General features: G+C 63.3%; 13 protein-coding genes. 7 read left to right on the forward strand and 6 right to left on the reverse strand.

Features of this window, described 5'->3' with window-relative positions; translation table 11 throughout:
• Positions 1–9 precede the first annotated feature (9 nt).
• Positions 10–984: a thioredoxin-disulfide reductase gene (trxB, locus tag NKJ09_RS18465; RefSeq protein WP_023719101.1), complete on the reverse strand. Its 975-nt coding sequence runs from the start codon at positions 982–984 to the stop codon at positions 10–12.
• Positions 985–1252: 268 nt separating this feature from the next.
• Between trxB and NKJ09_RS18470 the strand changes: the two genes are divergently transcribed.
• On the forward strand, positions 1253–1729 hold the full coding sequence (locus NKJ09_RS18470; protein ID WP_352494920.1) for an Lrp/AsnC family transcriptional regulator: 477 nt from the start codon (positions 1253–1255) through the stop codon (positions 1727–1729).
• Positions 1730–1939: 210 nt separating this feature from the next.
• Complete coding sequence (locus tag NKJ09_RS18475) at positions 1940–2836, forward strand: DMT family transporter (RefSeq protein WP_352494919.1); 897 nt, start codon at positions 1940–1942, stop codon at positions 2834–2836.
• A gap of 517 nt (positions 2837–3353) precedes the next feature.
• Here the strand turns inward: NKJ09_RS18475 and NKJ09_RS18480 are convergent.
• The 3 genes from NKJ09_RS18480 to NKJ09_RS18490 all read right to left on the reverse strand — a co-directional run bounded on the left by NKJ09_RS18480 (position 3354) and on the right by NKJ09_RS18490 (position 6187).
• The gene (locus tag NKJ09_RS18480) at positions 3354–3929 is read right to left on the reverse strand and encodes a D-sedoheptulose-7-phosphate isomerase (protein WP_023678348.1); all 576 of its coding nucleotides are present in this window, start codon (positions 3927–3929) and stop codon (positions 3354–3356) included.
• A gap of 7 nt (positions 3930–3936) precedes the next feature.
• Complete coding sequence (rfaE1, locus tag NKJ09_RS18485) at positions 3937–5415, reverse strand: D-glycero-beta-D-manno-heptose-7-phosphate kinase (protein WP_352763246.1); 1479 nt, start codon at positions 5413–5415, stop codon at positions 3937–3939.
• 139 nt (positions 5416–5554) lie between these two features.
• Positions 5555–6187 carry a LysE family translocator gene (locus tag NKJ09_RS18490; RefSeq protein ID WP_023719109.1) on the reverse strand — a complete coding sequence of 211 codons (633 nt, stop codon included), beginning with the start codon at positions 6185–6187 and terminating at the stop codon, positions 5555–5557.
• Between the two features lie 175 nt (positions 6188–6362).
• Here NKJ09_RS18490 and rfaD point away from each other — a divergent pair, with 175 nt between their 5' ends.
• The 3 genes from rfaD to waaC are packed head-to-tail and all read left to right on the forward strand — an operon-like array spanning position 6363 to position 9264.
• Positions 6363–7313: an ADP-glyceromanno-heptose 6-epimerase gene (gene rfaD, locus NKJ09_RS18495; RefSeq protein WP_352494918.1), complete on the forward strand. Its 951-nt coding sequence runs from the start codon at positions 6363–6365 to the stop codon at positions 7311–7313.
• Entirely contained in the window at positions 7286–8293 is a 1008-nt protein-coding gene (gene waaF / locus NKJ09_RS18500; protein WP_023719111.1) for a lipopolysaccharide heptosyltransferase II, read from the forward strand. Before rfaD ends, waaF begins: the two co-directional genes overlap by 28 nt.
• Entirely contained in the window at positions 8290–9264 is a 975-nt protein-coding gene (waaC, locus tag NKJ09_RS18505; protein ID WP_352483138.1) for a lipopolysaccharide heptosyltransferase I, read from the forward strand. The genes waaF and waaC overlap by 4 nt, the downstream gene beginning before the upstream one ends.
• A 139-nt stretch (positions 9265–9403) precedes the next feature.
• On the opposite strand, the gene greA is transcribed toward waaC, so the two are convergent.
• Both greA and NKJ09_RS18515 read right to left on the reverse strand, forming a co-directional pair.
• On the reverse strand, positions 9404–9877 hold the full coding sequence (gene greA / locus NKJ09_RS18510) for a transcription elongation factor GreA (protein WP_023719113.1): 474 nt from the start codon (positions 9875–9877) through the stop codon (positions 9404–9406).
• 328 nt (positions 9878–10205) lie between these two features.
• Positions 10206–10742 (reverse strand): tetratricopeptide repeat protein, encoded by a 537-nt coding sequence (locus NKJ09_RS18515; RefSeq protein ID WP_352494917.1) that lies wholly within the window; start codon positions 10740–10742, stop codon positions 10206–10208.
• 237 nt (positions 10743–10979) lie between these two features.
• Here NKJ09_RS18515 and NKJ09_RS18520 point away from each other — a divergent pair, with 237 nt between their 5' ends.
• Together NKJ09_RS18520 and NKJ09_RS18525 are read left to right on the forward strand one after the other, a co-directional pair.
• Positions 10980–11405, forward strand: coding sequence for a DUF3775 domain-containing protein (locus NKJ09_RS18520; protein WP_023719115.1), 426 nt, complete (start codon positions 10980–10982; stop codon positions 11403–11405).
• A 76-nt stretch (positions 11406–11481) separates the two neighbouring features.
• Positions 11482–12453 carry an extensin-like domain-containing protein gene (locus NKJ09_RS18525; RefSeq protein WP_352494916.1) on the forward strand — a complete coding sequence of 324 codons (972 nt, stop codon included), beginning with the start codon at positions 11482–11484 and terminating at the stop codon, positions 12451–12453.
• Positions 12454–12478 lie beyond the last annotated feature (25 nt).

The following is a 12478-nucleotide window of genomic DNA, read 5'->3' on the forward strand; positions in this document are numbered from 1 at the left end:
GTTCAACAATCACTCCGCCGCTTCGCGGTGAACCTCGATCCCCGCCAAATATTTTTCCGCCTCGAGCGCGGCCATGCAGCCAAGCCCGGCCGCCGTCACCGCCTGGCGGTAGATATCGTCGGTCACGTCGCCGGCGGCGAACACGCCCGGCATGTCGGTGCGGGTCGAATCCGGTGCCGTCCACAGATAACCGTTCGGCTTCTGCTTCAGCTTGCCGGCAAACAGCTCGACCGCCGGTGCGTGGCCGATCGCCACAAACACGCCGTCGACCACGAGATGCATCTCCTGCCCGGTCACCACATTGCGCAGCTTCAGCCCTTCGACCGAAGGCGGCATCGGCGCCTTGCCGGGCCGGCCGGTGATCTCGTCGACGACCGTATCCCAGATGACGCGGACATTGTCCTTCTGCAGCAGCCGCTCGCGCAGGATGCGCTCGGCGCGGAAATCGCTGCGCCTGTGGATGACGGTGACGCTCTTGGCCAGGTTGGAGAGATAGAGCGCTTCCTCCACCGCCGAATTGCCGCCGCCGATCACCGCGACATCCTTGCCGCGATAGAAGAAGCCGTCGCAGGTGGCGCAGGCCGAGACGCCAAAGCCCATGAAGGTGTGTTCGCTCGGGATGCCCAGCCACTTCGCCTGCGCGCCGGTGGCGATGATCAGCGCGTCGGCGGTATAGGTCGTACCGGAATCGCCCTTGGCGCGGAACGGCCGCACATTGAGGTCGACCTCGGTGATGATGTCGTTGACGATGTCGGTGCCGACATGCTCGGCCTGCTTGAGCATTTCGCTCATCAGCCATGGGCCCTGGATCGGGTCGGCGAAGCCCGGATAGTTTTCGACATCGGTGGTGATCATCAGTTGCCCGCCCTGCTGCAGGCCGGCGACCAGCATTGGCTTGAGCATGGCGCGGGCGGCATAGATCGCCGCCGTATAGCCGGCAGGGCCGGAGCCGATGATGAGAACAGGCGCGTGCTTGGTGATCATGAAAAGCCTCTGCGGGGGAGCAGCCATGGATTGTGGCATGAACTCTCGTCGATTGTTGCGCGTAATGTAAGTGTTGCCTGCGACGCCAGCAAGGCAAGTTGCCGTTCGTCCCCGGAAAGCTTCCGCACCGGCGACGGCGACAAGCAACCGGTAGCAAGATGATGCGAAAATCCTCGATCCACCGGATGGAATAGACAGCAAAGTCGTTTAACTACAAAGTCGCGAAAGATTCTTTCGCGTCACCACGGAAGCCCGCACGGAAGCCGCCATGCCGATCAAGGCCGATCTCGATGCCATCGACTGGAAGATCCTGCGCGAGCTTCAGCAGGACGGGCGCATGACCAATGTCGAACTGTCGAGCCGCGTCGGCATTTCGGCGCCGCCATGCCTGCGCCGCGTCAGGCGGCTGGAAGAAGCCGGCATCATCCGCGGCTACCGCGCCTTGCTCAACGCGCCGGCGCTCGGCCTTGACGTCGTCGCCTTCTGCCTGATCGGCCTGCATCACCAGGCCGACGCCGAGCTCAAGACCTTCGCCGAGCGCACCCGCGGCTGGCCGATCGTGCGCGATGCCTGGATGGTGTCGGGCGAGTCCGACTTCCTGCTGCATTGCGTGGCGAGCGACCTCGGCACCTTCCAGACCTTTGTCATCGAGGAACTGGCCTCGGCAGCCAATGTCGATACGGTGCGAACCGCGCTGACCATCCGCCGGGTCAAGGATGAAGGGCTAGTGGCGTTCCACGCCTGATCCGGACCGCAGCAACGGAAGCTTTGATATTCGACAATAGGAATTCTAAAACACTTTAGAATATTAATTCCAATATTAATATTCTAATAAATCTCGTCGATTCAGGCAAAACTTCCAATATAATCGCCAGTTTAATTCGTATTATCGTCTGCACTTACACTCCGAAATTAGACAGGCGAAGCGTTGAGCACGACAGCACCGACACGCTCAATGTCGGCAAGCGACTGGGGGCAGTTGCTGCTTCTGGGTTTTCTGTGGGGCGGCACCTTCTTCTTCGCGCGTATCGCGGTAGCCGAGATTCCGCCACTGGCCCTTGTCCTTTATCGGGTGTCGATCGCCGCCTTGGTTCTGCATTTATGGCTGAGGACATGTGGCATTTCGTTCGCTCCCGCACTGGCGAGGTCCGGCTCCTTCCTGTGCCTGGCTTTGCTCAACAACGTGATTCCGTTCTCTCTGATCTTCACAGGACAAACCGAGATTGGTGCGGGTCTTGCCTCTATCTTCTACGCAACAACACCTCTGTGGACGATCCTCATTGCAAACCTGCTGACGGCGGATGAGAAATTGTCGGCAACCAAGCTTGCGGGAGTGGGGCTCGGAATCGCCGGAGCCGCCATCATGATCGGCCCCGGGCTGCTGTCCAATCTTGGTGGCCCTGCCTGGGCGAAGCTCGCCGTGATCGGGGCGGCCATCTCATACGGCTTCGGCGTCGTCTACGCCAAGCGGTTCAAGAACATGAAGCCATCGGTGGTGGCGACCGGCCAACTCACTGCCTCCACCATAGTCATGTTACCGATCGTTTTCCTTCTCTACAGTCCGGCGGCGATCGTGACGTCAAGCGTCCCCATATGGGCGGCAGTGGCTGTTCTTGCGGTCTTCACGACGGCGCTGGCATTCATCCTCTATTTCAACCTGATCGCCTCGGCCGGAGCGACAAACGCTTCCCTCGTGACGCTTCTGGTGCCTGCCAGCGCGATCCTGCTTGGCACAGTGTTTCTCGGGGAAAGGCTGGAGCCGTTCGAGTTCGCGGGGATGACATCGATCATTGCAAGCCTGCTCATCATAGATGGCCGGCTTTTTCGCCGCTGGATGACGCAAAAATCCTAAACTTCGCGACATTGGCAGAAGCCAACTAATTGTGCTCTGACCCAAGCGCCTCGGTCGATACGGTGCGAACCGCGCTGACCATCCGCCGGGTCAAGGACAAAGGGCTGGTGGCACTTTCAGCTTGAGAGACCAGGCAAAGCGCCTGCGAAACAAAAACCCGGAAACAAAAAACCCGCCTCGGCGGGCGGGTCGTTGGTGGAAATCATCACCATACCCAAATTAATAGCATAGCTGCCGGCACAAAGCAAGAACAAAATTGTCTTCAGCGTTGAAGATTGGCGAAAACCGAGGCTACATCCAATCTCCCCCCTCGTGGGGGAGATGTCCGGCAGGACAGAGCGGGCGTGAAGGAACGCCAACCTCGTTCACCTGCGACCAGCCGATAACATGTCTGAGGGCATGATTGAAAATCCATCGACAGGTCGGCGGGACAGCGCCCCCCTCTGCCCTGCCGGGCATCTCCCCCACAAGGGGGGAGATCGGCAGCTTCAGCGCTGGCGCCTAATCGAATACCCAATCACCCCGCGTCGCAGAGGCGCGTTTCGACCATTTCGCAGAGATGGTGGTAGAGGCACAAATGCCCCTGCTGGATGATCGGCGTCGAGGTCGAGGGTACGTTGAGCAGGATGTCGGATAGCGGCTTCAGCTTGCCGCCGGTGTCGCCGGTCAGGCTGATGACCGTCATGCCCATCATGCGCGCCTGCTGGGCGGCGGCGAGAATGCTTGGCGAATTGCCGCTGGTCGAGATGGCGAGCAGCACGGCGCCCGCCGAGCCATGCGCCTCGACCTGGCGCGCAAACACCGTGTCGAAGCCGTAGTCGTTCCCCCAGGCTGTCAGCACCGCCGCATTGGCGGGCAGCGCGATGACGTTGTAGGCCTTGCGCTCCCTGAGGAAGCGGCCGACCAGCTCGCCGGCAATGTGGATGGCATCGCTGGCCGAGCCGCCATTGCCGGCGATCAGCAACGCCTTGCCCTGCGAAAGCGCGGCGACGACGGCGCTGACCGCCCGCTCCATCTCGCTGGTCAGGTCGCGCTCGACCATCGCCGAAATGGCGGCCGCCGAGCGGGCCAGGTAATCGTTCAGTTCGGACATGAAATCCTCAGTTTCCGGCGCGTAATCTGCCAATGGTGCCGGTGGTGCTCTTGCCGGCGACGAGGTCGACCAGCACGACGCGCCCGCCGGCCTTCTGCACGACATCGGCGCCAACCACCTGATCGACCGTATAGTCGGCGCCCTTGACCAGTATGTCGGGGCTCAGCGCCTCGATCAGCGAAAGCGGCGTATCCTCCTCGAAGATGACGACGGCGTCGACGGAGGCAAGTGCTGCCAGCACGCAGGCCCGGTCATGCTGGTCGTTGACCGGGCGCCCCGGCCCTTTCAGCCGGCGCACCGAGGCATCGCTGTTGAGGCCGAGCACCAGCCGGTCGCACAGGCTGCGCGCCGCGTGCAACAGACTGACATGGCCGGCATGCAGGATATCGAAACAGCCATTGGTGAAGCCCACGCTCAAGCCCTCGTCCTTCCAGCCCGCCACCAGCCGCGCGGCGGCGGCGGCATCGAGGATGGCATCCTTGTGGGCAACCGGACCATGCGAGCGAAACAGCGCGCCGGTGAGTTCCTCGATCGTCAGCCGCGCCGTGCCGCGCTTGCCGACGACAACGCCGCCGGCGGCGTTGGCGATCGATCCGGCCATGACGCGATCCGCCCCTGCAGCAAGCGCCAGTGCAAACGTCGCGATCACCGTGTCGCCGGCGCCTGAAACGTCGAACACTTCGCGCGCCTGCGTGGCGATATGCCGGGCGTCGTCCGCACCGATGACGCTCATGCCCTTTTCGCTGCGCGTCGCGACGACGAAATCGAAACCGTGCGCCGCAATCAGCTGGCGCGCCGCCGCCTCGATCTCGTCGTCGGCGAACACCGCGCGGCCGACCGCCTCGCCGAGCTCCTTACGGTTGGGCGTGATTGCCGTCGCGCCGGCATAACGCGCATAGTCGCTGCCCTTCGGATCGACCAGCACCGGCTTGCCCGCTTCCCGACAGATCGAGATCAGCTCGCCGGCGACGCCGTCGAGCAGCACGCCCTTGCCATAGTCGGACAGGATGACGATGTCGGCGCGCGCCAGCGCGTCGCGGAAAGGCCCGACCATCATCGCCCGCTCGGCATCGCCCAGCGGCTTGATTTCCTCTTCGTCGAAACGCAGCACCTGCTGGTTGAGCGCGCTGAAGCGGCTTTTCGACGACGTCATGCGATCGGCATCCTGCGCCAGCCCGCCGGTGTCGACGCCAAACTCGTCGAGCATGCGCATGAGGTTCTTGCCGGCCTCGTCAGCACCGATCACTGAGACCGGTATGGCGGCGGCGCCGAGCGAAACGATATTGGCGACGACATTGCCGGCGCCACCCATCGCCAGCGTTTCGCCGCGCCCGTGCAGCACGGGGATCGGCGCTTCCGGCGAAATGCGCTCGATTACGCCATTGACGAAACGGTCGAGGATGAAATCGCCGACCACCAGCACAGTGGCGCTGCCGAAGCGCGAGATGGCGCGGTGAAGAGGTTCGGGTGAAGGCAGCTTGATCATGTCAACGCGCGGGAGAGCCGATTTCAGTGACAGGGAAATTCGATTGGCAGGGCCGGCCGTTCATGGCGATGCCGATATACCGCAATTCCAGCCAACGCAACGGCAGGCCTTCGACCGATCGCGGCAGCGCGACGGTGCGTCAGCTTTTCTGCAACGCGACATGCACGCCCAGCCCGACGAGCACCGCACCGCCGGCGCGCCGCATCAGTCGTTGCGCCCGGCTCGAGCGCCGCAGCCTGGCGGTCACCGCGCCGGCCAGCATCACGCAAACAATGTCGGCCGACGAGAACATCAAATTGACGATCGTTCCAAGCACGACGAACTGCAGCCAGACCGGAAACCCTGCCGAGGCATCGATGAATTGCGGCAGGAACGCCATGAAGAAAATCGCCGTCTTGGGATTGAGCACCTCGACGGCAACGCTCTCGAAAAAGGCGCGGCGGGCGGATTTCGGCTGAATTCCCGGCAAAACCGCATCGCCTTGGGCCTTGGCGCGAAACAGCGAAACACCGAGCCAGATCAGATACAGTGCACCGACCAGCTTGACCGCCATGTAAAGCACCGGCACGGCATGGAAAAGCACCGACAGGCCGACAGCGGCGGCGAAGACATGGACATAGCCGCCGAGATGGATGCCGAGCGCCGCCATCAGGCCGGACCAGCGGCCGCGCGCCATGGTTTGCGCGGCGGCATAGAGCATCGCCGGACCGGGGATATAGGCGAAGATCGCCGTGGTGGCGAAAAAGGCGACAAGCAGTTCGGTTGACGGCATTACCTTGCTCCTGTCGCCGGTCGGCCGGCAGGCCGACCGAAACGAGACCTTTGCGGCGCCACTATGACGCTCATCCTGCCGCCCGCCACCTGCTTTGTCGACAGCCCGGCCCGGCTCCCCTATAAGGCCAAAATCCCACAAGGGCTACAACCGGCACAAGGTACCAGAGGCTTTCATGATCATCGTCACGGGCGGCGCCGGCATGATCGGTTCCAACATCGTCGCCGCGCTCAACGCCGACGGTTTCAGCGACATCCTCGTCGTCGACGACCTCACCGACGGCCACAAGATCGCCAATCTCGCCGATCTCGAGATCGCCGATTATCTCGACAAGGACGATTTTCTGGCGCGGATGGAGGCCGGGGACCTCGGCCGCATCGAGGCCGTCTTCCACCAGGGTGCCTGCTCGACCACCACCGAATGGAACGGCAAGTTCATGATGGAGGTCAACTACACCTATTCGAAGCACTTGCTGCACGCCTGCCTGGCCCTGCGCGTACCCTTCCTCTATGCCTCGTCCGCTTCGGTCTACGGCGGCGGCGCCGAGTTCCGCGAGGATCCGCAATACGAACGCCCGCTCAACGTCTATGCCTATTCGAAAAAGCTGTTCGACGACTATGTACGCCGCACCGTGTTCGATACCGATTATTCCCCGGTGGCGGGCCTGCGTTATTTCAACGTCTACGGACCGCGCGAGGCGCATAAGGGCGCCATGGCCTCGGTCGCCTTCCATTTGTTCAACCAGGTCGAACGCGGCGAAAACCCCAAGCTGTTCGGCGCCTATGACGGTTTCGGGCCCGGCGAGCAGAGCCGCGATTTCATCCATGTCGGCGATGTCGCCGACGTCAATCTGTGGCTGTGGAAACGCGGCTCGAGCGGCATCTTCAACTGCGGCACCGGCAAGGCCCAGCCGTTCCGCGCCATTGCCGAAACGGTGATCGATACGCTCGGCCAAGGCCAGATCGAATTCATCGAATTTCCCGACCACCTCAAGGGCAGCTACCAGAGCTTTACGCAAGCTGATATGTCCCGCTTGCGCGCAGCCGGTTACAATGGCCAGTTCCGCACAGTGGAAACCGGCGTCAGAGACTATGTCGAATGGCTGAAAGCCCAACGATCCTCGTGATCGGCCCACGCTGGGTGGGCGACATGGTGATGGCGCAGTGCCTGTTCCAGGCGCTGAGGGAGCTTCATCCGAGCGCCGCCATCGACGTGCTGGCGCCGGCCTGGGCAGCCCCCCTGGTCAAGCGCATGCCCGAAATACGCCAGCAGATCGATCTGCCGCTGAAATCCGGCGCGTTCGAATTCCGCGTCCGCAGGCGCTTCGGCCGCCTGCTGCGCGGCCGCTACGACATGGCCTATATCCTGCCGGGCAGCTGGAAGTCGGCGCTGATCCCGTTCTTTGCCGGCATTCCGCGCCGCGTCGGCCATCTCAAGGAAATGCGCTATGGGCTGCTGACCGACATCGTGCCCTTGCCCGATCGCCTGAAACGGCGCACCGCGCAGGCCTATTTCGGCCTTGCCCAGGGCGGCGGCTTCCGGGCTCCCAAGCTTGCCGTCGATCAGGATAACCAGGCGGCACTGCTCGGCCGTTTCGGGCTGACGGCGAGGAAATTCGTGGCACTTATGCCCGGCGCCGAATTCGGCCCGGCCAAGCGCTGGCCGAGCGAACACTATGCCGGCCTCGCCCGCGAGATGATGGCGAAGGGGTTTGGCGTGGCGCTGTTCGGATCGAAGAACGACGCCGAGGTGACGGCTGAAATCGCCGCGCTTGCGCCGGGCGCCGTCGATCTCGCCGGCCAGACGCGGCTGGAGGATGCCATCGACCTGATCGCCGCGGCGAGGCTCGCCGTCTCCAACGACAGCGGGCTGATGCATGTCGCCGCCGCGGTCGGCACGCCGGTTGTCGCCGTCTACGGCTCGACCTCGCCGCAGAACACGCCGCCGCTCGCAGAGCGTCGCGAACTGGTCTGGCTCGGCCTGTCCTGTTCGCCGTGCCACAGGAAGACCTGCCCACTCGGTCATCTCAACTGCCTGAAGACGCTGGACGTCGAACGCGTCGTGGTGGCGGCGGAGCGGCTGCTGGAAATGCCGGCCGCCGCATGAAGGTGCTGATCGTCAAGACGTCGTCGATGGGCGACGTCATCCACACCTTTCCCGCGATCGAGGATGCGCGCCGCGCCCGGCCCGGCCTGTCGTTCGACTGGTGCGTGGAAGAGGCCTTTGCCGGCATCGTGGCGCTGCATCCCGCCATCCAAACCATCCACAGCGTGGCGATCCGGCGCTGGCGCAGGAAGCTGCTCGAGCCCGGCACATGGCGGGAAGTGGTCGGCTTGTGCCGCGCCTTGCGCGATTGCCGCTACGACCTCGTTCTCGATGCGCAAGGCTTGTTGAAATCGGCGCTGGTGGCGCGGCTGGCGGCAGGACCGATCGCCGGGTTCGACCGCTCGAGCGCCCGCGAGCCTTCGGCGAGCCTGTTTTATGGCCATCGCTACGCCGTGCCGCGCGACCTGCATGCCATCGAGCGCACGAGACGGCTGTTCGGGCTGGCGCTCGGCTACGAGCCGGATTTTTCCCGGCTTGACTCCGGCATCGTGCCGCCAGCCGGAAGATCGACTTTTGTCGGCGAAAAGACCGCCTTCCTGCTGCACGGCACCAGCCGCGAGGACAAGAAATGGCCGGTCGCGGACTGGATCGAAACCGCCCGCCTGCTGGTGGATAAGGGGATGACGCCGGTCACCACCTGGTCGAACGACCGGGAAAAGGCAGTTGCCGAGGCGATCGCCGGCGCCGTTTCGCAAACCGTGGTGGTTCCCAGGTCGCCGCTTGCCGAGATCGCCGCTGTCATCGGCGGCTCAGCGCTGGTGATCGGCGCCGACACCGGCCTGACCCATCTCGCCAGCGCCTTCGGCCTGCCGACGGTGGCGGTATTCCTCGCCACCGAGCCCGGCCTGACCGGCCCGCGCGGCCCATTCTCATCGACGCTGCTGGCCAGACCCGGCCGCAGCATCACGCCGCCGGAGGTGATGGCGGAAGCCGAGAGATTGCTGGCGCTTAAATTACAAGGCGCTGCATAGGACCTTTTCAGAATTCGCTCTGGCGAGTCGAATAGCGTGGTTTTCGAGAACCGGAGCGGAGCGTATTTTAAAGTACGTGAGCACCGGAAGCGCAGAAAACCGCGCTAGTTGGCCGCCAGAGTAGAATTATCAAAAGGTCCTAGATGAACTGCACCTGGACGATCTCGTAGCCCCTGGCGCCGCCCGGTGCGTTGACCTCGATGGCGTCGCCGACTTCCTTGCCGATCAGGGCACGCGCGATCGGCGAGGAGATCGAGATGCGGCCGGACTTCACGTCCGCCTCCTGGTCGCCGACGATCTGGTAGGTCTTTTTCTCCTCGGTATCCTCGTCGACCAGCACCACGGTGGCGCCGAACTTGACCTTGTCGCCGCTGAGCTTGGTGACGTCGATCACCTCGGCCCGCGCGATCAGATCCTCGAGTTCGTTGACCCGGCCCTCATTGAGGCTCTGCGCCTCTTTTGCCGCGTGATATTCGGCATTTTCGGAGAGGTCGCCATGCGAGCGCGCTTCGGAGATCGCCTCGATGATACGCGGCCGCTCCTGTTGCTGGCGCCAGCGCAGTTCTTCCTTCAATGACGCGAACCCCTCGCCTGTCATCGGGACCTTGTTCATATGCCTGACCTTTCCTGCCGCCGCCCCCGCAATCGGGAGCGACCTTGTCGATGGTACAAAAAGAAAACGGTCCGGCAGCCTCGGGCTAACGGAACCGTCTCACCACAATTTCGCAAGATATAGCAATCTTCGCGGGTTTTTCACGTCCAAAAAGTCGGTTTTTGAAAAATCATCCACCAATTGCGCGGCTGACCCGACGTCAAGCGGGTTTCCAAGATCGCATCGTGTGTACCGTGATGCCAAATCCCGGTTGTGGCCAAACGTGCGCAGCACAGCAAAAAACCGGCTGCGATCGCTCACAGCCGGTTATGAGGAGCGTTCCGGAGGATCAGCTCCTCATGAAATGATCGATCTGCTCCGACAGCATGCCGTATTCGCGAGACCCCTTGCCCGTGCGCTTCTCGATTTCGCGGAGCTGTTCCTGGGCGCCGGCAAGATCGCCGATCTGCAGGTGCGCCTCGCCGAGATATTCGCGCACCAGCGTGTAATTCGGGTCGATGCGCAGCGCTTCCTCGTAATAGCCGAGGCCGACGGTGACACGGCCGGAATGGCGGTGCGAATAGCCAAGATAGTTGAGGATGCGCGGATCCTGCTTGTTGGCGGCGAGGCTGAGCACGGCGATCGCCTCGTCATAGCGTCCATCCATGGCCAGCGCGCGACCGGCATCATAGATGCTGTCGTCGTCCAGCATGCCTTGCTTCGGCGAGACACATTTCTTCTGCTTCTTGTCCCAAACCTCCCCCTTCTTGCACTGGCTCTGGCCGCCGCCGCCACCTCCCCCGCCTTCACCAGCCGAAAACGCCGGCGCCACAAACAGCGGTAGGGCGGCGATGGCCATGACCTGAATCAGCAGTCGTCTGCGCATTACACTCTCCTTTGAACCTGACAATGCAACACTAACGCCGGGCCGAAGCCGTTTCGTCCCCGGAAAATGCCATTCTATCTCAAAACCGCGATCTCTCCCAGGAAGGCCATCTTATCCCGGGAACAGAGGGCGTCGGAAATCATGGTTCACGATTAACGCCGACGCGCAAGAGAACGTGACGAGCGCTGCAAATCCGCTATCATCGGGCCGACCGAGCACGAAGCAGGGAGACGGCCGGTGCAGCAACGCGTTGAACGAGACTGGGAGCTTTCGATCGGTCCCGACACCGTGCGCCTGTTCATCCTGAAGGCGAAGGCGCTCAGCGCCGCCGTCAACGAAGACTATGCCGACGGCGCCGAGCACGAGGTAGAGCTCGACGGCAACGCGCACGACAACCACCATCACGACGGCCTTGCCGAGGAAAGCTCCGAAAATCTCACGGAGGAGGAACTGCGCGAACTGATCGACGACCTCAATGTCGACGAAGCGGCCGAACTGATTGCGTTGGCCTGGGTCGGTCGCGGCGACTATGACGCGACGGAATGGACGGACGCGCTGACCGCCGCCCGCGAGCGCGCCAACAAGCGCACGGCAAAGTACCTGCTCGGCATGCCGCTGCTGGCGGACTGGCTCGAGGAGGGCCTGGAAGCGATCGGCGCGTGACGGCGCGGTTACCGATTGTGATCGCCGGCCCGCCTCGCCCAAGGCAACTTCCCTGCATTCTGGCCGTTGCGAAGTAATGGCGGCGTTTGGCTTTTTCAGATTGGGTAGATTGCTGCTGGCCGTTACGGCTACGTCGCTGACGGGACCCGCTCTGGCCAAGGCGCCCGAACTGCCGCAAACTGCACCGGTTCCGCAGTTCAACCAGGAAGCCACGCCGCCGTCGCCAGCCGACATCCCGGTCCCCGAGCCGCGCCCGGCGGATGCCCCGGAGGCTGAGCCGCCCCAAAACGAGCAGCCGCAAAACGGGCAGCCCCAAAATGGCCAGCCCAAGACCCAGCAGCCGGAGCCGCCGGCGATTGCACCACAGCCTCCTGAAAAGCCGGCGCAGGCTGAGCCGCCGGCAAGCCCACCGGCCGCGCCACCAAACCCGGCCGAGGCAGACAAAAAGACGGAGCAAGAAATCCTTCCAGATCCTCGCTCGGCCGCCATTGCCGGGAAGGAAATGCCGGCCGAAGAATTGGCCTGCCGCAGGCGGCTGAAGTCGATGGGCGTCGATTTCGAGGAGCGCAAGCCCGAGCATGATACGGCGGTCGGTTGCTCGATCCCTTACCCGGTCGTGCTGAAAACGCTCGGCAAATCCATCGCCATCGGTCCCGAAACCGAGCTCAATTGCCAGATGGCGGAAGCGGCCGCCCGCTTTGCTGCTTCGGTCATCCAGCCTGCCGCAAAGGCCGAGTTCGGCACGGATATCAAATCGATCGGCCAGGCCTCCGCCTTCGTCTGCCGGCCGCGCCACGCCGGCGGCAAACTGTCGGAGCACGCCTTCGGCAACGCCCTCGACATCGCCAGCTTCACGCTTTCCGACGGGAAAGAGATCGATGTCGGTCCAACGCCGCCGCAGAAGCACGCGGAATTCCTGGATGCAGTGCGCAAGGCCGCCTGCGGGCCGTTCAAGACCGTGCTTGGCCCGGGCAGCGACGCCGATCATTCCCTGCATCTCCACTTCGACCTCGAACCGCGCCGCAATGGCGGCACGTTTTGCCAATGACGCCGGGCGCCGACAGTGGCGCCGC

The sequence above is a fragment of the Mesorhizobium sp. M0189 genome (assembly GCF_040322135.1).
In the GTDB taxonomy this organism is placed as follows: domain Bacteria; phylum Pseudomonadota; class Alphaproteobacteria; order Rhizobiales; family Rhizobiaceae; genus Mesorhizobium.